The organism is Agrobacterium sp. SORGH_AS 787 (assembly GCF_030819035.1).
GTDB lineage: Bacteria > Pseudomonadota > Alphaproteobacteria > Rhizobiales > Rhizobiaceae > Agrobacterium > Agrobacterium larrymoorei_B.
Window position 1 is genome coordinate 2,094,233 of record NZ_JAUTBG010000002.1, and the last position, 18,611, is coordinate 2,112,843.

15 protein-coding genes, 1 pseudogene and 1 riboswitch are annotated in these 18,611 nt (G+C 56.4%); of the genes and pseudogenes, 10 read left to right on the forward strand and 6 right to left on the reverse strand.

The window, feature by feature from the left end; all coding sequences use genetic code 11:
* Positions 1–112: 112 nt before the first annotated feature.
* From rpsI to QE435_RS19410, 3 genes are all read right to left on the reverse strand, one after another.
* A complete protein-coding gene (gene rpsI / locus QE435_RS19400) occupies positions 113–580 on the reverse strand; it encodes a 30S ribosomal protein S9 (protein WP_051795849.1) in 468 nt (155 codons plus the stop codon).
* Between the two features lie 2 nt (positions 581–582).
* Complete coding sequence (gene rplM, locus QE435_RS19405) at positions 583–1,047, reverse strand: 50S ribosomal protein L13 (RefSeq protein WP_062425555.1); 465 nt, start codon at positions 1,045–1,047, stop codon at positions 583–585.
* A gap of 251 nt (positions 1,048–1,298) precedes the next feature.
* Entirely contained in the window at positions 1,299–2,135 is an 837-nt protein-coding gene (locus QE435_RS19410) for a DMT family transporter (protein WP_306932152.1), read from the reverse strand.
* Between the two features lie 648 nt (positions 2,136–2,783).
* Here QE435_RS19410 and QE435_RS19415 point away from each other — a divergent pair.
* From QE435_RS19415 to QE435_RS19425, 3 genes are all read left to right on the forward strand, one after another.
* On the forward strand, positions 2,784–3,218 hold the full coding sequence (locus QE435_RS19415) for a CoA-binding protein (protein WP_349042376.1): 435 nt from the start codon (positions 2,784–2,786) through the stop codon (positions 3,216–3,218).
* Between the two features lie 82 nt (positions 3,219–3,300).
* Entirely contained in the window at positions 3,301–4,584 is a 1,284-nt protein-coding gene (locus tag QE435_RS19420) for an O-acetylhomoserine aminocarboxypropyltransferase (RefSeq protein WP_349042377.1), read from the forward strand.
* A 48-nt stretch (positions 4,585–4,632) separates the two neighbouring features.
* Positions 4,633–4,989: a cupin domain-containing protein gene (locus QE435_RS19425; protein ID WP_349042378.1), complete on the forward strand. Its 357-nt coding sequence runs from the start codon at positions 4,633–4,635 to the stop codon at positions 4,987–4,989.
* 33 nt (positions 4,990–5,022) lie between these two features.
* Here the strand turns inward: QE435_RS19425 and QE435_RS19430 are convergent, their stop codons facing one another.
* On the reverse strand, positions 5,023–5,688 hold the full coding sequence (locus QE435_RS19430; protein ID WP_349042379.1) for a glutathione S-transferase family protein: 666 nt from the start codon (positions 5,686–5,688) through the stop codon (positions 5,023–5,025).
* A 119-nt stretch (positions 5,689–5,807) separates the two neighbouring features.
* Here QE435_RS19430 and QE435_RS19435 point away from each other — a divergent pair, with 119 nt between their 5' ends.
* A complete protein-coding gene (locus QE435_RS19435; protein WP_349042380.1) occupies positions 5,808–6,794 on the forward strand; it encodes a YafY family protein in 987 nt (328 codons plus the stop codon).
* On the opposite strand, the gene QE435_RS19440 is transcribed toward QE435_RS19435, so the two are convergent.
* The gene (locus tag QE435_RS19440; protein WP_349042381.1) at positions 6,784–8,031 is read right to left on the reverse strand and encodes a cytochrome P450; all 1,248 of its coding nucleotides are present in this window, start codon (positions 8,029–8,031) and stop codon (positions 6,784–6,786) included. The genes QE435_RS19435 and QE435_RS19440 overlap by 11 nt on opposite strands.
* Positions 8,032–8,091: 60 nt before the next feature.
* Positions 8,092–9,339, reverse strand: coding sequence for a GGDEF domain-containing protein (locus QE435_RS19445; RefSeq protein ID WP_349042382.1), 1,248 nt, complete (start codon positions 9,337–9,339; stop codon positions 8,092–8,094).
* Between the two features lie 416 nt (positions 9,340–9,755).
* On the opposite strand from QE435_RS19445, the gene clpP reads away from it, so the two are divergent.
* The 6 genes and pseudogenes from clpP (at position 9,756) to QE435_RS19475 (ending at position 18,611) form a co-directional block, all read left to right on the forward strand.
* Positions 9,756–10,388, forward strand: coding sequence for an ATP-dependent Clp endopeptidase proteolytic subunit ClpP (gene clpP / locus QE435_RS19450; RefSeq protein WP_306932169.1), 633 nt, complete (start codon positions 9,756–9,758; stop codon positions 10,386–10,388).
* A gap of 359 nt (positions 10,389–10,747) precedes the next feature.
* A complete protein-coding gene (gene clpX / locus QE435_RS19455; protein ID WP_296038183.1) occupies positions 10,748–12,025 on the forward strand; it encodes an ATP-dependent Clp protease ATP-binding subunit ClpX in 1,278 nt (425 codons plus the stop codon).
* A 411-nt stretch (positions 12,026–12,436) separates the two neighbouring features.
* Positions 12,437–14,854 (forward strand): endopeptidase La, encoded by a 2,418-nt coding sequence (gene lon / locus QE435_RS19460; RefSeq protein WP_349042383.1) that lies wholly within the window; start codon positions 12,437–12,439, stop codon positions 14,852–14,854.
* 201 nt (positions 14,855–15,055) lie between these two features.
* A complete protein-coding gene (hupB, locus tag QE435_RS19465) occupies positions 15,056–15,331 on the forward strand; it encodes a DNA-binding protein HupB (protein WP_306932173.1) in 276 nt (91 codons plus the stop codon).
* 242 nt (positions 15,332–15,573) lie between these two features.
* A riboswitch (FMN riboswitch) is annotated at positions 15,574–15,724 on the forward strand.
* A 221-nt stretch (positions 15,725–15,945) separates the two neighbouring features.
* A pseudogene (locus QE435_RS19470) lies at positions 15,946–16,849 on the forward strand (DMT family transporter).
* An 862-nt stretch (positions 16,850–17,711) separates the two neighbouring features.
* Positions 17,712–18,611, forward strand: a complete 900-nt coding sequence (locus tag QE435_RS19475; RefSeq protein WP_349042384.1) for a hypothetical protein — start codon at positions 17,712–17,714, stop codon at positions 18,609–18,611.

Genomic DNA, 18,611 nt, shown 5'->3' on the forward strand with positions numbered 1-18,611 from the left:
TTTGCGATACGACACTTCGGTTAGCAGTCTCATCACTGCTGAGGGATCAATCCCAATAGAAAAAGGCGGAGCCGAGGCCCCGCCTTTTCGATATTGTGTATTCCAGAAGCGATTAGCGCTTGGAGAACTGGAAGCTACGGCGAGCCTTGGCCTTACCGTACTTCTTACGTTCAACAACGCGGCTGTCGCGGGTCAGGAAGCCACCCTTCTTCAGAACGGAGCGCAGGCCCGGTTCGAAGTAGGTGAGAGCCTTGGACAGGCCGTGACGAACGGCACCGGCCTGACCGGAGAGACCACCACCGGCAACAGTTGCAATGATGTCGAACTGACCCGTGCGTGCTGCTGCAACGATCGGCTGCTGCAGGATCATCTGCAGAACCGGACGTGCGAAATAGGCAGTGAAGTCACGGCCGTTGATGATGATCTTGCCGGAACCAGCCTTGACCCATACGCGGGCTACGGCGTTCTTGCGCTTGCCGGTCGCGTAGGAGCGACCGAGAGTGTCAACCTTGCGGACGTGTACGGGAGCCGAAGCTTCCGATGCCGGGGCGAGGTCTTTCAGGGAGGAAAGATCGGCCATTATCAGGCGCTCCTTACGTTCTTCTTGTTCAGCGATGCAACGTCGAGAGCGACAGGCTGCTGTGCTTCGTGCGGGTGGTTCGAACCAGCGTAAACGCGAAGGTTCTTCATCTGGCGACGACCGAGCGGACCACGCGGGATCATGCGCTCGACAGCCTTTTCAACGACGCGCTCCGGGAAGCGACCTTCGATGATCTGGCGAGCCGTACGCTCCTTGATGCCACCCGGGTAACCGGTGTGCCAGTAGTACTTCTTGTCGGAATACTTCTTGCCGGTGAAGACAACCTTTTCCGCATTGATGATGATGACGTTGTCGCCGTCATCGACGTGGGGGGTGTAGGTTGCCTTGTGCTTGCCGCGCAGGCGGGTAGCAACGAGGGTGGCGAGACGACCAACAACGAGGCCTTCGGCGTCGATGATGACCCACTTCTTCTCCACCTCAGCGGGCTTCTGAACGAAAGTAGACATTCTTTTCACTTTCTTTTGGACCCGTCATCCGGCTGTTGCCAGATCAGATGCGGGCGTTTCTTGTTGCTTGATTTTGGCCGCATTTGCGCGTGCCGGACGACATGTATTCCATGAGAATTCAGTCTGGCGCGCTTATAAGCGGTGCGCTCCAAACCGTCAACAGGCGCGAAAACGCAAGCCCCAAAAATAAAACAAGAAAATCATATAGTTAGCAATGTGGTTTTATAATACCACATAAAATCATGCCGGTCTCAGCCTAACCGCATGATGAGAACGCCCGCTGCGATGATGCCGCCGGCGACGTAGCGCCAGATGCTGGCCTTCTCTTTCAGCAGGAAAACCGAGATCAGGATGGCAAAGAGAATGGAGGTTTCACGCAGTGCAGCGACGACCGCCACCGGCGCCTGTGTCATGGCCCACAGCGCAAGGCCGTAGGACAAGATCGAACCGCCGCCACCGGCAAGCCCCCGCCACCAATGGCGCTTCACATGCTGTACGACCGGAAGATAACCGCGTTGATAGAAGGCATAGGAGAAGAGGAGGACGGGCGGGAGGAGGGACATCCACAGTGTATAGGAAATGGCGTTGCCAGACGTGCGCGCACCAACACCATCCACAAAAGTATAGCCTGCGATGACCACGGCATTGGCGAGCGCCAGCAGGATGGCCTGTCGACCGCCACGGCGTGCTTCGAATGCGAGGGTCAGGATTCCCCCTGAAATGACAGCGATACCTGCGAAGGCCGCGGTACTCAGCCTTTCATCGAGAAACAGGCTGCTGCTCGCGGCCACGATCAACGGTGCAACGCCGCGCATGACGGGGTAGACGAGGCCAATATCGCCGACAGTGTAGGCTGCTGCGACCAGCCGGAAATAGGCGAACTGCAGGAAGGCTGACGCGAAAAGAAAGGGCAGGGCGACAAGCCCGGGAAGGGGTAGGAACGGCAGGAAGGGAACACAACAGATGGCTGCACCCGCAGCAATCAACGACGCATCCAGCGCTTTATCCGATCCGGATTTGACAAGGGCGTTCCACGAGGCATGCAGCAGGGCGCCCAGAAGAACGAGCAGCAGGACATTAAGGGACACGAGCGACTCACAAAGCGGCTGGATAAAATGCAAGTCTAAAGCATGTCACGCAAAAGTGTGCAGCGGTTTTGCGATCATGACATGCGAATGGAAAGGGCATGTCACGCAAAAGTGTCGAGGGGGGGCGGCCAGGACATGCGTCAGGAGGACAGCTTGCTGTATCGTCCATAGCGCTATGATCATCACGCACCGGTGGTGCCGATTGAAGCCAAGTGCGGGGAAAGACGGACTACCCCATCGTCCTTATGTATTGCGCGATACGAATTGCGGTGATCTGATTTTGATCACTTTCCGCCGGCGTAGGAGACCTCAATAATTGCAATCTGTGGATGTTTATCGCGCTCGGTGTCCTCGTGAGAAAATGCTGATTCCCCTAAAAATCCTACTTTTGTTGAAGCGCAAACGTTTCAGATTAAGATTTGTTATAAACACGACGTAAATTGCCAATGTAACTATAAGTAGTTACTAAAGTGATGGTGAACGAAGTTCGAACAAAGGCGGTACGATCAGGCATTTACGTTGTTGCCGCTTAAAAGGGCATTGGGTGATGCAAATTTACGCATCCTTTTTTGCGGCCAGGAATTGACGCTTTTATCCATTACCATGCGAGTTGTGGCTGGATCAGCCACCAAAAGGAGGACGACGATCATGGATTATGACAATTACGCCGATGACGACATCCGTCGTATCTTGACTGATACGAAAACCATCGCGCTGGTCGGCGCTTCGCCGAATTCCGCACGCCCCAGCCATGGCGTCATGTCGTTTCTTCTTTCGAAGGGTTACAAGGTTTTCCCGGTCAATCCGGGCCAGGAGGGTAAGGACATCCTTGGGCAAAAGGTCTATGCCAAGCTTGCCGATATTCCTGAGCCGGTGGACATGGTCGATGTTTTCCGCGCATCGGAATATCTGTCCAGCGTCATGGAAGAGGTGATCCACATGTCGCCGCGCCCGAAGGTTGTCTGGGCGCAACTGGGCGTGAGAGATCATGACGCGGCGGCAAAGGGGGAGCATTACGGCGTGGAAGTGATCATGGATCGCTGCCCGGCCATTGAGCATCCTCGTCTCAATATCGGACGATAGTTAGGATAAGTCGCACTTATCATTCGCCCTCGAAGCGATATGATCCTCTGTGCTTGTTTAAGAAAACAGTCGGAGGGACACCATGTCAGACCATACGCCGGGCTTTTCCACCCTTGCTATTCACGCCGGTGCGCAGCCAGACCCGACCACTGGTGCGCGCGCCACGCCGATCTACCAGACGACCGCTTACGCGTTCCGTGATTCCGACCATGCGGCAGCGCTTTTCGGGCTGAAGGAATTCGGCAACATCTATACACGCATCATGAACCCGACACAGGCGGTTCTGGAGGAGCGCGTTGCCGCCCTTGAGGGCGGAACCGCGGCGCTCGCCGTGGCGTCGGGTCACGCAGCACAGTTGCTGGTCTTTCACACGCTGCTGCAATCCGGGGATAACTTCGTGGCCGCCCGCCAGCTTTATGGCGGCTCGATCAACCAGTTCGGCCACTCCTTCCAGAACTTCGGCTGGCAGGTGCGCTGGGCGGATGCCGCCGATCCTGCGAACTTCGAAGCCCAGATCGACGAGCGGACGAAGGCAATCTTCATCGAAAGCCTCGCCAATCCGGGCGGCACGTTTGTCGATATCGCTGCCATTGCAGAGGTAGCGCATAAGCATGGCTTACCGCTGATCGTCGACAATACGATGGCGAGTCCGTACCTCATCCGGCCGATCGAACACGGTGCCGATATCGTCGTTCATTCGCTGACGAAGTTTCTCGGCGGCCATGGTAACTCCATGGGTGGCATCATCGTCGATGGTGGCACGTTCGACTGGTCCGCGTCGGACAAGTTTCCGGCCCTGTCGCAGCCACGTCCGGAATATTCGGGCGTCGTTCTGCACCAGACCTTCGGCAACTTCGCCTTTGCCATTGCCACACGCGTTCTTGGCCTTCGCGATCTTGGCCCTTCGATTTCTCCCTTCAATGCCTTTTTGATCCTCACCGGCATCGAAACGCTGCCGCTGCGCGTCCAGCGCCATTCGGACAATGCGCTTGCGGTTGCCAAATGGCTGAAGGCACATTCGAAGATCGGTTGGGTGCATTATGCCGGGCTGGAAGAGAGCGATAATCACGCTTTGCAACAACGCTACTCGCCAAGAGGGGCTGGGTCCGTCTTCACCTTCGGCGTGAAAGGTGGCTACCAAGCGGGCAAATCGCTGGTGGAAGGATTGCAGCTCTTCTCGCATCTTGCCAATATCGGCGACACCCGCTCTCTCGTCATCCATCCTGCATCCACCACGCATGCTCAGCTGACGCCCGACCAGCAGGTTGCCGCAGGTGCCGGTCCAGACGTGGTGCGTCTCTCCATCGGCATCGAGGATGTGAAGGACATCATCGCCGACCTGGAACAGTCGCTGGCAAAAATCTGACGAGTCAAAGTAGCTGAGAAGCAACAATCTGAAAGGATGAGATCGCCGATGGCCCTCATAGTCAATTTCCAGCCGGACGGCGATCTTTCCACCATTCAGCCGGAGCCGGGTGCTCCGGCGCCAGACCGGCTGATTGCGGGTGATCCGAAATTCACCAGCTGGAACCTGGAGGAGGCCGAGGGTGGCATCTATGCAGGCATCTGGCAGGCGACACCCGGCAAGTGGCGGGTGGAATATGACGAATGGGAGTACTTCAATATTCTCGAGGGTCACTCCATTCTGACGGAAGACGGAGGACAACCTATTCACCTGAAAGCGGGCGATCGGCAGATTATCCGTCCTGGCTTCAAAGGCACTTGGGAAGTCGTGGAGACGACGCGAAAAGATTATGTGGTCCGGCTATAGATTAGCCACGGCCACAAGCGTCGTCTCCCTTGCTCATTGCAAGATCGACTTGCTGAGCGCGGCGGCGGCGGCTTCATGCTCTGCGACCATGGTGGCGTCCTCCGCGTTTACTGTCTGCACGCTCCGACGAGCGCCGATGCGATCCATATAGCGCTGAAAAGCTGGGCGGGCTTCCACAAGGCCAAACATCGTCGTCCAGGTAAGCGCTATCCCCCACAGAAGATCAGCAGCCGTGAATCGTTCGCCAAGCAGGTAGGGTCCGTTCTCGAGCGGCGCTTCCAGCACGTCGATCAGCGCTTCGTAACTGGCATAGGGTGTTTCATTCAGGGAGCCCGGTGCATGTTTCATGTAGCGGTCATAGATGGCTGGCTCAAAGCAGCTACCATAGATGAACAGCCAACGGACGTAGGCGCCACGATCCGGGTCAGTCAGGGCCGGGGCAAGACCGGCCTGCGGGAAAAGGTCGGCGAGGTAGAGATAAATCGCACCCTGTTCGGTGATCAGCGTATCGCCGGCGCGCACCGCCGGCACCTTGCCGAGCGGGTTGATGGTCAAATATTCCGGCCGTCTTTGTTCGCCTGCCTTCATGTTCAGGACGTGCAGCTCATAAGGCACGTTCAACTCTTCCAGCAAGATGCGGGCGCCGGTGGCACGTGTCTGCGGTGAATAGAAGAGTGTGATTTCGTGGTTCGTCGTCATCTGTCGTCTCCCGTGCTGATCAATCTCGCGATTTCGCGATGACGAGAGATTGCGCTTCCATACCTGTCAGATCATGTCAGGTTGGTTTAGCAATAGATCGAGAAACAGGAATTTCTTCGATGCGTGCGAGCCGGCTGATCAACATCCTCACCACTCTTCAGGCGAAGGGGCTGGTAACGGCTGAGGTGTTGGCGGGGGAGAACGGCGTCTCTGTAAGAACGATCTACCGGGATGTAGACGCGCTTTCGCTCTCAGGCGTGCCGGTCTACAGCGAACGAGGCTCGGATGGCGGATATCGTCTTCTTGACGGTTACCGCGTGCGCCTCAATGGGCTGACACCTTCCGAGGCGGAGGCCATGTTTCTGTCGGGTATTCCGAGCGCTGCCGCTGATCTCGGCTTGGGAGCGCTCATGGCTGGAGCACAGAAGAAACTCACCGCCGCCTTGCCGGAGGATCTGCGCGAAAGTGCACGACGCTTGCAGACGAAATTTTATCTGGACGCGCCGACTTGGCTCGCCGAAGGAGAGCAGCCGCATTACTTGCAAGCCATCGCCGGTGCGGTGTGGAATTCCAAACGCATCCGCATCCGTTATCGATCATGGACAGGTGAAAAGACCCGGGTTGCAGAACCGCTCGGCATCGTCATGAAGGGCGGCGCCTGGTACGTGGTCGCGCGTGTTGACAACACGAACCGCACGTATCGTATATCTCGCGTCCTCGACCTCATCGTTACCGACGAAGGTTTTGACTGGCCGAGAGGCTTCGACCTGGCCGCCTACTGGAACGAGAACACGAGAAGGCTCGAGCTCGATCTTTATCCGCACTGGGCGACGATAAAAATTTCACCTTATGGATTGAAAGAACTGGAGCATACCGCGCCACCTTACGTCCGCGCCAATTTCAGTTTCGTAGGGGAGGCCGACGAGGCCGGGTGGCAAACAGTGCGGCTGCCCGTAGCGCAGACGCGCATGGCGGTTCATGAAATGTTGAAACTGGGGCCAGAGGTCGAGGTCATCGACCCGCCGGAATTGCGAAGGTCCATGCGTCACGCGATCGAAACGCTAATGAGCCGCTACGCGCAGGGAGCAGACGACGTCACCACGTGAGGTCGAGCCGTTCGAGGCCGTGGAAATGATAGACGTCCTTCACCTTCGGTTGGCTTGCCAGCTTGAGGTGCGGCAAGCGCTGGAAGAGAAGCGGCAGAACGATATTCAGTTCCAGCCGCGCCAGCGGAGCGCCGATGCAGAAATGGATGCCTGCACCGAAGGAAAGGTTCGGGGCCTCGGCACGATCCGGCTTGAAGGTGAGGGGGTCGCTAAATTTCACCGGATCGAGATTGGCGGCGGCGAGGATGAGGCTGACCTTGTCACCCCGCTCGAATTTTACGCCGTCGATCTCCACCGGCTCCAGAGCCCAGCGCTGGAAAATATGAACGGGTGCACCGATGCGAAGCGTCTCTTCGACAGTCCGTTCAGTCGTCTTCTCGTCGCTGAACAGTGATTGAACGTCGAGGCCGCTCTCCAGAATGACGCGCACCGAATTGCCGATCTGGTGGACGGTCGCCTCATGGCCGGCGTTGAGAAGCACGATTGTTGTGGAAATCAGCTCATCATCGGTCAGAAACTGGCCCTTATGTTCCGTGTGGATCATATGGCTAAGCAGATCATCCTTCGGCTCCGCTCGGCGTTCGGCAATCACGCTGCGCACATAATCGGCGAATTCCTTGGCAGCGCGATCTGCGGCAAGCTCGTCTTCGCGGCTGCGCTTGAACATATACATGCCGACATACGCATGCGACCATTTGAGGAGCTGCGGTCCCATGTTCTCGGGAATCCCGATCATCCTGGCAATCATCGTCACGGGAATGATATCGGCGAAAGAGGAGAGCAGCTCCGTTTGACCGTCCTTCTCGAATCGGTCGATCAGGCCGTGGGCCAGCGTCTCGATCTCCGGCTTCATCTTCTCCACGTGGCGGGAGACGAAGGCGCGGTTCACGAGCGTGCGCAGCCTTGTGTGTTCCGGCGGCTCGATTTCCAGCAGAGAGTGACGCTCCGCGGCATCGAAATGTTGAGTGTGTTCGAGCGGCTCGGGCAGGCCAAGTTCTTCGCGCGTGGCGATGTGCAGGATCTGCCGCCCGAAGCGACGGTCTCGCAACAGCGCGTTCACATGATCATAGCCGGTGAAGAACCACTGCTTCTGTTCCTTCCAGTAGAAGGTTGGACAATGGGCGTGAAGAAGAGCGTATGTGGCGTTGGGATTGCCATAAAACGCCGGGTTACGGGCGTCGAGGGAGACGGAGCGCTCTTGCGCATCGATGTGGAGAAAGTCGAGCATGGTGTTCATGCCCGAATGTCTAGCGAAAACATGGCCGGCGGGGAAGGGAGGCAGGGCTGAGAAAAAGACTTAAGCGCTGCCGATGGCCGCGATGCGGTTGAGTGCTGCGACCTGACGGTCGGCATTATTGTCGTGCGGATCTTCACCGCGGTCATCTGCCGGCAGGACGACGTTGGCAACGCCGTCGTTGAAGACCGTACGATTACGGCCCGCGGACTTCGCCGCGTAGAGCGCCCGGTCTGCCATTTTCAACATCAGATCCAAGTCCGCCTCCACGACCGGTGCGGAGTAGATGCCGATACTGACCGTTGAAGAGAAGCTCCCCCCGATCCCCTCGGTGGACAGCCGCGCGAAGTAGACACGCACGCCATCGACAATCCTGAGCGCAGCGTTGAGATCGATATGGGTCAGCAGATAAGCGAATTCTTCACCGCCCATGCGCACGAAGGTACCCTTAACCCCGACGATACGGTCAACGAGAGCACAGAACTGAACCAGCACATCGTCACCACATTGGTGACCGTGACGGTCGTTGATCTTCTTGAAATGATCTATATCGAACAGCGCAAGCATGAGTTGTGATGAGCGATGTTCCGGCGCCTTCTTGATCCGCGGAAAGGCTTCCATCAGGCCCCTCCTGTTGAGGACACCTGTGAGATGGTCGGTGACGGACAGGCGGTGAAGCCGTCGCTCATTGTCCTCCATGAACATCTTTACGGCGATCATCATCAACACCACGAAACTGAACGCGGCTGAATAGGCAACCGGTGCCGTCAGCGGCAGTCTCTGGCCTACAAGCATGTTGTAGGGAATGATCAGGGCGGCGGTAAGAGGACCGATCAGCGCATGGACCACGAGGGCCGCGGCGAAGATTTTACGCGTCGTCGAGAGCGGCTCTTTGGAGGTCAGCACCACGCCGGCGATCGTGCAGTAACCGATGGCAGCGCACAGATGATAGACAAGAACGCGTGCCAGCATGCTGTCGCGCACCGGCGGCAGAAACATGAAGGCCAGCCACAAAAGCGGAGGAATGAATATCCAGCCCTCGATTTTCCGCCGCTCGAGGCGAAGCAGGCCGGCCAGCCAAAAGCCGAAGGCCGAAAGCGCAAGCGTGTTGCCGACGATGATCGTCCAGAAATCGGCGAGATAGCCCCGTTGTGACACCAGCGCAGAACCGATACCCACAGCGGCAAAACCGCAGGCAAAAAACAGGTGGTGTTTCTTAGAAGGCGCATGAAGCCAAAGCACGGCCAGCAATGCAGCAAGGGTCGATGTTTCCAACGACCAGAGAAGCATTCCTGTTTGGGCCTCGAACACTGCGCAATCCTACTTGAATTTCAATGGGTCGCTTCGTCTGATCGTCGAGTGTGATCGAGGAATGGGGCCGAAAACGCGCCGTCGACGTGTATTCCCCTGATAGGCGACTTTCAACGAAAAACTCTCACGCAATGTATCTTCCTTACGTAACGTAAAGAATTCGTCACCCCTCGCTCCGCTTAACCCCTTGTTGACCAGTCCCGGTGTTCGTCGTTGATGAGTGCATGGCGCAGCGCGAGGAAGACTGGCCTGCAAGGGATTTCATCTTTAATGCAGCGCAAGAATTGTCCTCGCTATTAAGGATATCCGCTGCCTCAGTCTTGAAGTGCCGACCAAGGACACTCTATGTAGTGAGTTGACGAATAATGATTCCGGGCGCTCGGAGCTTCCGGGCTAGAATTGGATAAAGGACGGACATGACAAATCCAGTTGATACCGCCATGGCTCTGGTGCCGATGGTCGTGGAGCAAACCAATCGCGGTGAGCGCTCCTATGACATCTACTCCCGTCTTCTCAAAGAGCGCATCATCTTCCTTACAGGGCCTGTCGAAGACCACATGGCTTCGCTTGTCTGCGCCCAGCTTCTGTTCCTCGAGGCGGAAAACCCGAAGAAGGAAATCGCACTCTACATCAATTCTCCAGGCGGTGTCGTGACCGCCGGCATGGCGATCTATGACACGATGCAGTTCATCCGTCCTGCCGTCTCCACGCTTTGCGTTGGTCAAGCCGCCTCGATGGGCTCGCTGCTGCTGGCAGCCGGCGAGAAGGGCATGCGCTTTGCAACTCCGAACGCCCGCATCATGGTTCACCAGCCGTCCGGCGGCTTCCAGGGCCAGGCCTCCGACATCGAGCGCCACGCTCGCGACATCATCAAGATGAAGCGTCGCCTCAATGAAGTCTACGTAAAGCATACGGGCCGTACGTTGGAAGACGTTGAAAAGACCCTCGATCGCGACCATTTTATGGATGCCGAAGAGGCGAAAGACTGGGGCGTGATCGACAAGATCCTCACCTCTCGCCAGGAAATCGAAGGCGTTTCCGCGAGCTAAGGTGAGTGCGTGTTGATGCCGGTTTATCGGCGCAGATGTAATTCTGGGCTTTAAACCGGCAGAGAAAGCGCTAATAGTACATATTAAGGCTATGTTGAATTTTTATGACGTAGTCTGAACCAAGCTCTCCCGAGCAACGTAAAGCTTTAAGGGAGAGCGTCGGAAGACATACCGGAGCACGCGTGTTCCGGGGTTTTAAGGGGAATTCGTTGCCGCCGTGCGTCAGTTCATGTATCTGATACGGCTAGTACCCCGGGAACGAAGCGGATGCGAAGGTCAGGCATGGCGGTCGCATTTGCAGGCGGTAAGTTGACCGCGCTCCGCTTTGCGGACCTGCGGCGTGCTGGAAGGAAAGAGATATGAGCAAAGTCAGCGGCAGCAACGGCGGCGACTCAAAAAATACACTCTATTGTTCATTCTGCGGCAAGAGCCAGCACGAAGTCCGGAAACTGATTGCCGGGCCGACAGTGTTCATCTGCGATGAATGCGTCGAATTGTGCATGGACATCATCCGCGAGGAGAACAAGAGCTCGATGGTGAAGTCGCGTGAGGGTGTTCCCACCCCTCAGGACATCATCAAGATCCTCGACGAATACGTCATCGGCCAGAAGCAGGCGAAGAAAATCCTGTCTGTTGCCGTTCATAACCATTACAAGCGCCTCGCGCACGCCTCCAAGAACGGCGACGTTGAATTGGCGAAATCGAACATCATGCTGGTTGGCCCGACCGGTTGCGGCAAGACTTATCTTGCCCAGACGCTGGCGCGCATTATCGATGTTCCCTTCACCATGGCGGATGCGACGACGCTGACTGAAGCCGGTTATGTCGGTGAAGATGTCGAAAACATCATTCTGAAGCTGCTCCAGGCTGCCGACTACAATGTCGAGCGCGCCCAGCGCGGTATCGTCTACATCGACGAAGTGGACAAGATTTCCCGCAAGTCGGACAATCCGTCCATTACGCGTGACGTATCGGGCGAGGGTGTTCAGCAGGCGCTGCTGAAGATTATGGAAGGCACGGTCGCCTCCGTTCCTCCGCAGGGTGGTCGCAAGCATCCGCAGCAGGAATTCCTGCAGGTGGATACGACCAACATTCTGTTCATCTGCGGCGGCGCATTTGCGGGTCTAGACAAGATCATCTCTGCCCGTGGCGAGAAGACATCCATTGGCTTCGGCGCGACGGTTAAGGCAGAAGACGACCGCCGCGTTGGCGAGGTGCTGCGTGAACTTGAGCCGGAAGACCTGGTCAAGTTCGGTCTCATCCCTGAATTCATCGGTCGTCTGCCGGTTCTGGCAACGCTTGAGGATCTCGATGAGGATGCGCTGATCCAGATCCTGTCCGAGCCGAAGAACGCTCTGGTCAAGCAGTATCAACGCCTGTTCGAGATGGAAGATGTGGAGTTGACATTCCACGAGGATGCGTTGCGTGAAATCGCGCGCAAGGCCATCACTCGTAAGACGGGTGCTCGCGGTCTGCGTTCGATCATGGAAAAGATCCTGCTCGATACGATGTTCGATCTGCCGACGCTGGAAGGCGTGCGCGAGGTGGTGATTTCGGACGAAGTCGTCAGCGGTCTCGCTCGCCCGCTCTACATCTATGCAGATCGTCAGGACGAAAAGGCGAATGTGTCGGCGTGATCGCCAACGCTGATCGCATCAAGTTGAAAAGGCTCGCCGTTGGCGGGCCTTTTTTCTGTTCTATGCTCCATAAAGAGCGGATAACCCGACCGGCTTCCGATTTTGAGTTGGAGAGGATTATGCTTTGCTGATAGAGTTTTACGAGTGATTTGTGTGATGGCGTGACGTTTATGACGGTCGCTTATCGAATCCACCTTCGTGGGGCTCGGGAGGGGTGGATAGTAGAGGCGTATTCAAGCCCATCGGTTTTTTAAAGGATATGCAGCCCTATGATAGACAGCGGGTTGCTGGTTTCCGTGACTTGAAAATGACAGTGCGAAACTCCACTTTCAGTCACGAATAAGAATATGCCGGAAACTTCCCAAGACGTCCGGCAAGCGTCCCTTACAGGGACCATGGAAAGGAAATGATATGACGAACATCACGTCTGCTGCATCTGGCGGTACCTATCCCGTACTTCCTCTGCGCGACATTGTCGTTTTCCCGCATATGATCGTCCCGCTGTTCGTCGGACGAGAAAAGTCCATTCGTGCACTCGAGGAGGTCATGGGCTCCGATAGGCAGATCATGCTTGTCACGCAGATCAACGCGAGCGACGACGATCCGGATCCATCGGCCATTCATAAAGTTGGCACTGTCGCAAACGTTCTTCAGTTGCTGAAGCTGCCCGACGGCACCGTCAAGGTTCTTGTTGAAGGCAAGGGCCGTGCGCAGATCGAAGATTACACCGGCCGCGAAGACTTTTACGAAGCGACCGCAACGATCCTGCATGAGCCGGTTGAAGATCCGGTCGAAATCGAAGCTCTGTCGCGCTCGGTCGTGTCCGAGTTCGAAAGCTACGTAAAGCTGAATAAGAAGATTTCTCCCGAAGTGGTTGGTGCCGCTGGGCAAATCGACGATTACTCCAAGCTCGCCGATACTGTCGCCTCGCACCTTTCCATCAAGATTACCGAAAAGCAGGAAATGCTTGAGACGGTAAGCGTGAAGCAGCGCTTGGAAAAAGCTCTCGGCTTCATGGAAGGTGAGATCTCCGTTCTTCAGGTGGAGAAGCGCATTCGCTCGCGCGTTAAGCGCCAGATGGAGAAGACCCAGCGCGAATACTACCTGAACGAACAGATGAAAGCGATCCAGAAGGAGCTTGGCGACGGCGAGGATGGCCGTGACGAGATGGCCGAACTGGAAGAGCGCGTCGCCAAGACCAAGCTCTCCAAGGAAGCCAAGGAAAAGGCCGAAGCGGAGATGAAGAAGCTTCGCCAGATGAGCCCGATGTCGGCGGAAGCCACCGTCGTGCGGAACTATCTGGATTGGCTGCTGGGTCTGCCATGGGGCAAGAAGTCCAAGGTCAAGGTCGATCTCAATGCTGCCGAACAGGTTCTTGATCTCGACCACTTCGGTCTGGATAAGGTCAAAGAGCGTATCGTCGAATATCTGGCGGTACAGGCCCGTGCGACGAAGATCCGTGGCCCGATCCTGTGCCTTGTCGGCCCTCCAGGTGTTGGTAAAACATCGCTTGCGAAGTCCATCGCCAAGGCAACGGGTCGCGAGTATGTTCGCATGGCACTTGGTGGCGTTCGTGATGAGGCCGAAATCCGCGGTCACCGCCGGACCTATATCGGTTCCATGCCGGGCAAGATCGTCCAGTCGATGAAGAAGGCCAAGAAGGCGAACCCGCTCTTCCTGCTCGATGAAATCGACAAGATGGGCATGGATTTCCGTGGCGATCCATCGTCGGCTCTGCTCGAGGTGCTTGATCCGGAACAGAACTCCACCTTCATGGATCACTACCTGGAAGTGGAATACGACCTGTCCGACGTCATGTTTGTGACCACCGCCAACACGCTCAACATTCCAGGCCCCTTGATGGACCGCATGGAAGTGATCCGTATTGCCGGTTACACGGAAGACGAGAAGCGCGAGATCGCCAAGCGGCACCTGCTGCCGAAGGCAATCAAGGAACATGCTCTGCGTCCGGAAGAGTTTTCCGTGACCGATGGTGCCCTGATGGCCGTGATCCAGCAGTACACACGCGAAGCCGGTGTTCGTAACTTTGAGCGTGAGCTGATGAAGCTTGCCCGTAAGGCCGTCACCGAGATCATCAAGGGTAAGACCAAGTCGGTCGAAGTCACGGCAGAAAACATCCACGACTATCTGGGTGTGCCGCGCTTCCGTCACGGCGAGGCCGAGCGTGAGGATCAGGTGGGCGTCGTAACGGGTCTAGCCTGGACCGAAGTGGGTGGCGAGCTGCTCACCATCGAAGGCGTGATGATGCCGGGCAAGGGTCGCATGACCGTGACCGGTAACTTGAAGGAAGTGATGAAGGAATCCATCTCTGCGGCGGCGTCCTATGTCCGTTCGCGTGCGGTCGATTTCGGCATCGAGCCTCCACGCTTCGACAAGAGCGACATCCACGTGCACGTGCCGGAAGGCGCAACGCCGAAGGACGGTCCGTCCGCAGGTGTCGCCATGGCAACGGCGATCGTCTCCATCATGACGGGCATTCCAGTCTCGAAGGATGTGGCGATGACGGGTGAGATCACCCTTCGTGGTCGCGTCCTGCCGATCGGCGGATTGAAGGAAAAGCTGCTTGCAGCGCTTCGCGGTGGCATCAAGAAGGTGCTGATCCCGGAAGAGAACGCCAAGGATTTGGCTGACATTCCGGACAACGTGAAGAACGGCATGGAGATCATCCCAGTGTCCCGCATGGGTGAGGTTCTTGAGCATGCTCTGACCCGCAAACCCGAGCCGATCGAGTGGGACGGCAGCATCGAAACGCCGGTCATTGCGACTGTCGAAGGTGTCGATGACGGCAACCAGACCATTGCTCACTAAAAACTTGAGAGTCGTCTGGTGCTAAATTAGCACAGAACTTCTGGAAGGCCGGCGGAAATGCCGGCCTTTTTTGTGAAAAGATAACGAGACCTCTTGTTTTTCAGGCGATTCCATCGCTTTTGGGTGGCGGTGCGCGAATAGAACTCTATTCTGCGCGGACCTGATTTTGAGTCGTTTCATACCACTGAAAGGGATGGAAACATGAACAAGAACGAGCTCGTTACCGCAGTTGCCGAGAAGGCTGGCCTGTCTAAGGCTGATGCCGCTTCTGCCGTTGACGCCGTATTTGAAACCGTACAGAACGAACTGAAGGCTGGTGGCGACATCCGTCTCGCTGGCTTCGGTAGCTTCAGCGTCAGCCATCGCAAGGCAACCAAGGGCCGCAACCCGGCGACCCGCGAAGAGGTCGATATTCCTGCTCGCAACGTCCCGAAGTTCTCCGCAGGCAAGGGCCTGAAGGATGCGGTCAACAGCTGATCCGTCCTAGAGCGCCGTGCATCCGTGTGGACGCAAAAAGGGACGCTCTATCTTCCTCAAGTCTATGCATCTTGCTTTCCGAAAATCGATTCCGATTTTCCTGCCGGTGCTGGAGCCTCGTCTCGCACGAGGCCGATGACAATTCGATATTCTGTAAGCCCGGCCTTAGCGCCGGGCTTTCTTTTGACCATCTTGCGCTCGAGCGTGACGTGCCATATTTCTGTCGTGTCGGTTCTTCCGGCATTCGTTCTCAGGGCGGGGTGTAACTCCCCACCGGCGGTAAGAGGGAAATCTCAAGCCCGCGAGCGCCTGTTTTTCAAAGGAGAAGCAGGGTCAGCAGATCCGGTGTGACTCCGGAGCCGACGGTGATAGTCCGGATGAAAGAGAATGAGGTCAGGCTGCGTTCTCGTCTGCCGAAGCATGTGGCGTAAATGCCTAAAGCGGTTTTGCGCTATCACATGCGATGATTGAAGCGCTGAGTGCGAATCTTAGGATCGCGATGCGCTTTAATGGCGGGGAGGGGCAGTGCGCGTTTTACCGTTTCTTTCGGGATGCGGTTTCGTCGTCCTCATCTGTCCTGATTTGTGTTGGTCCTTTGGAAAAGGAAGCATGACATGAATCAGAGCGCTGTTTCGCTCTTACGTTCCCGGGCAGTTCTCGGTGCTGGCTTCATGGTTCTGGCGGGTATCGCCTTTGCCGCACTGAATGTCGTCACCCAGGAGCTCGCCATGACGCTGGGGTTTCCGCCAGCGTCCACAGCCTTCTGGCAATATGGCTTCGCGCTCATCCTCTCGCTGCCTTTGCTTGTTCGGCTCGGTCTGCGCGCGATGAAAACCGCCTATCCCTTCCGCCACATCTTCCGCGTCCTTCTTGCCGCTTTCGGCGTTCAGGCGTGGGTGATGGGACTTGTGACAGTGCCGATCTGGCAGGCCATTGCGCTGGTGATGACCTCGCCCTTCTTTATCATCATCGGCGCACGGCTATTCCTCGGGGAAACCGTCGGCCGCGATAGATGGCTGGCGACGCTGACGGGATTCATCGGTGCTATGATTATCCTCCAGCCATGGTCAGACAGCTTCACCATGGCCGCGCTGTTGCCTATTCTGTCTGCTTTGCTGTGGGGTGGATCGTCGCTGATCATGAAGAACCTCACGCATCACGAGCCACCGGAAACGGTCACGGTCTGGTTGCTCGTCCTGCTGACGCCGGTCAATGCGGGCTTGGCCGCAGCCTCGGGCTTCGCGGTCCCGGAAGGTCTTGCTCTCTGGCTGTTACTTGGTGCCGGGCTGCTGACGGCGCTCGGGCAATATCTACTGACACTTGCCTACAACGCGGCCGATGCCGCCTATGTCCAGCCGTTCGACGACCTGAAGCTGCCGCTGAACGTCTTCGCAGGCTGGATCGTCTTCGGCTATGCGCCAAGCGCGCTATCTCTGGCTCGGAGCCTTTCTTATCCTCTGCGCCTCGCTTTTCTTGATGCTGCGTGAGGCAGGCAGAGAAGCGACAGTCGCCTCTTGACGGCGTCAGAGAAAGAAGCCGGGCGCATCGCGCCCGGTCTTAATGTCAATCACCTGCGTGATGCATCAATACCCATTGCGGTTTCTTTCAACTTGGTTGGCCAGTGGAGGGTAGGGACGCATCAGACGCGCGATCCAACGGCGCGGATGCAGGCATTGCTCATTGTGGGATTTACCCATCAACGGGAAACCTGCATTGCCCTTCGGACCGGTGCAAATGACGGCTAGATGGGGCGTCTATAGGAAAGTTGAGAAAGAGAGTGCCGAGGCTTCTATCGCTGCTTGTCCTGATTCTCCGAATCGTACTGAACCCATCGGAAGAAGAAGTAAATAGGCAAGGCAATAAGTGCCAAAGTGGCGAGGGTGTGTAGTGACATGGCTCATCCCATTAGTCGCGTCTTCATCATGAGGACGGCACCATATTTATGATCCGAAACATATTTATAATTCTTGAATCGAGGCACGAGTGAACGTGCGATTCTGGGACAGGTAATGTGACAATATGAGCGTCGTCGAACTGAACTCGCTCGAGAATCTCACATCGCGCGAACGATCAATGAACGGCACACCGTATCGCAAACTCGGCTGTAAGAGGACGGCCGAACATCGATGCCTCAAGACACTATCTGCTTATGCCAAAATAATACATGGGAAGAAAATGGTGGGCGATGAGAGACTCGAAGTCTCCAATGGCTCACGCTTCATATTGAATTTACTTACGTTTTCTGCGCCGTATTCTCGGATTGTGTACCAGCGTAGTGCTCCTGCGTCAAGGTTAGTGCCGATTGCTTTTCGTGTGTTTCCCACTTCCCTTTGGGTTGAAGTCGGTCACAATCGGCTCGGATGAGTCGAGAAGGTGATAAATGGCTAAAGAAAGCGAGAAGCCCCCGGTATTTCAGTATCTCTTTGACCGTAGGTACGACTGGGGCCGCCGGACGTTCACTCCTCTGACCGTCACGCAAGAGGAAATCCAAGATGCAATCGGTCAGCTGCGTGATGAAGGCAACACGCTTTCGACTGGGAATCCTGCAAACTTCATGAAAGACTTTCTTCGGGGCATCAACAGAAATGCGCAATGGCCTGAGCCAATTGCTGATGCCCGCTACACAGCCCGCCAAGCGTATGGAGAAGGGCGTGTTTTCGATTTCGTTCCATATCAGCCTGGGCAAACAGTTCCATTCCCAGATGATTTCGCGCTCCCCGCAGAACCAGTGGTCCACGCCGTCGAGACGCTCTCGATGCCCGCCGTTGCCAGAAAAGTCGGTCGCCCTGATGATCCTTGGCTAATGCAGATCTGCGTTCAGCAGCGTATCCTACACACCCACTTCGCTGTCCACTCTGAGCTACAAGTGGTCGATTTCCATCATCTTCAAAGTTCGTTGAAAGGAACCCCTTCCCTCGACGCGCTTTTCCTCCTGACATTTAATGCAGGTGAAAGGTTGCAGAAGGCGCTGGTTACGTTCGAGGCTGCGCGAACTGCTCCGATACTGCCAGATCAGATAAAAGCTCAGGCGGCAGCTATGGCGAGACGTTGCCAAAGCACCGACGGCCTTGGTGATATCGACTTCATCATACCGGTAGCAGCGAACATAGCGACTGTGCGCTCCTCGCCAGTGATCGCGATGTTCGAAATGGAGCGGATCGCTGTAGAAGAGGGGCGTGAAGCTCTGAGACAGGATCGGACGCACGAGTTGCCACTCCTGATCACAAGGATGGTCGGATACACTTTGAACCCAAAAGTCGCAGGTATCTTTGGAAAGTGA

What these genes read in the sequence shown, in the direction of transcription:
- QE435_RS19475 (WP_349042384.1), top strand. Translation starts at nt 17,712, where the DNA reads ATGGCTAAAGAAAGCGAGAAGCCCCCGGTATTTCAGTATCTCTTTGAC.
- clpX (WP_296038183.1), top strand. Translation starts at nt 10,748, where the DNA reads ATGAGCAAAGTCAGCGGCAGCAACGGCGGCGACTCAAAAAATACACTC.
- clpP (WP_306932169.1), top strand. Translation starts at nt 9,756, where the DNA reads ATGACAAATCCAGTTGATACCGCCATGGCTCTGGTGCCGATGGTCGTG.
- QE435_RS19440 (WP_349042381.1), bottom strand. Translation starts at nt 8,031, where the DNA reads ATGAACACCATGCTCGACTTTCTCCACATCGATGCGCAAGAGCGCTCC.
- QE435_RS19420 (WP_349042377.1), top strand. Translation starts at nt 3,301, where the DNA reads ATGTCAGACCATACGCCGGGCTTTTCCACCCTTGCTATTCACGCCGGT.
- rpsI (WP_051795849.1), bottom strand. Translation starts at nt 580, where the DNA reads ATGGCCGATCTTTCCTCCCTGAAAGACCTCGCCCCGGCATCGGAAGCT.
- QE435_RS19435 (WP_349042380.1), top strand. Translation starts at nt 5,808, where the DNA reads ATGCGTGCGAGCCGGCTGATCAACATCCTCACCACTCTTCAGGCGAAG.
- lon (WP_349042383.1), top strand. Translation starts at nt 12,437, where the DNA reads ATGACGAACATCACGTCTGCTGCATCTGGCGGTACCTATCCCGTACTT.
- QE435_RS19430 (WP_349042379.1), bottom strand. Translation starts at nt 5,688, where the DNA reads ATGACGACGAACCACGAAATCACACTCTTCTATTCACCGCAGACACGT.
- QE435_RS19425 (WP_349042378.1), top strand. Translation starts at nt 4,633, where the DNA reads ATGGCCCTCATAGTCAATTTCCAGCCGGACGGCGATCTTTCCACCATT.
- hupB (WP_306932173.1), top strand. Translation starts at nt 15,056, where the DNA reads ATGAACAAGAACGAGCTCGTTACCGCAGTTGCCGAGAAGGCTGGCCTG.
- rplM (WP_062425555.1), bottom strand. Translation starts at nt 1,047, where the DNA reads ATGTCTACTTTCGTTCAGAAGCCCGCTGAGGTGGAGAAGAAGTGGGTC.
- QE435_RS19415 (WP_349042376.1), top strand. Translation starts at nt 2,784, where the DNA reads ATGGATTATGACAATTACGCCGATGACGACATCCGTCGTATCTTGACT.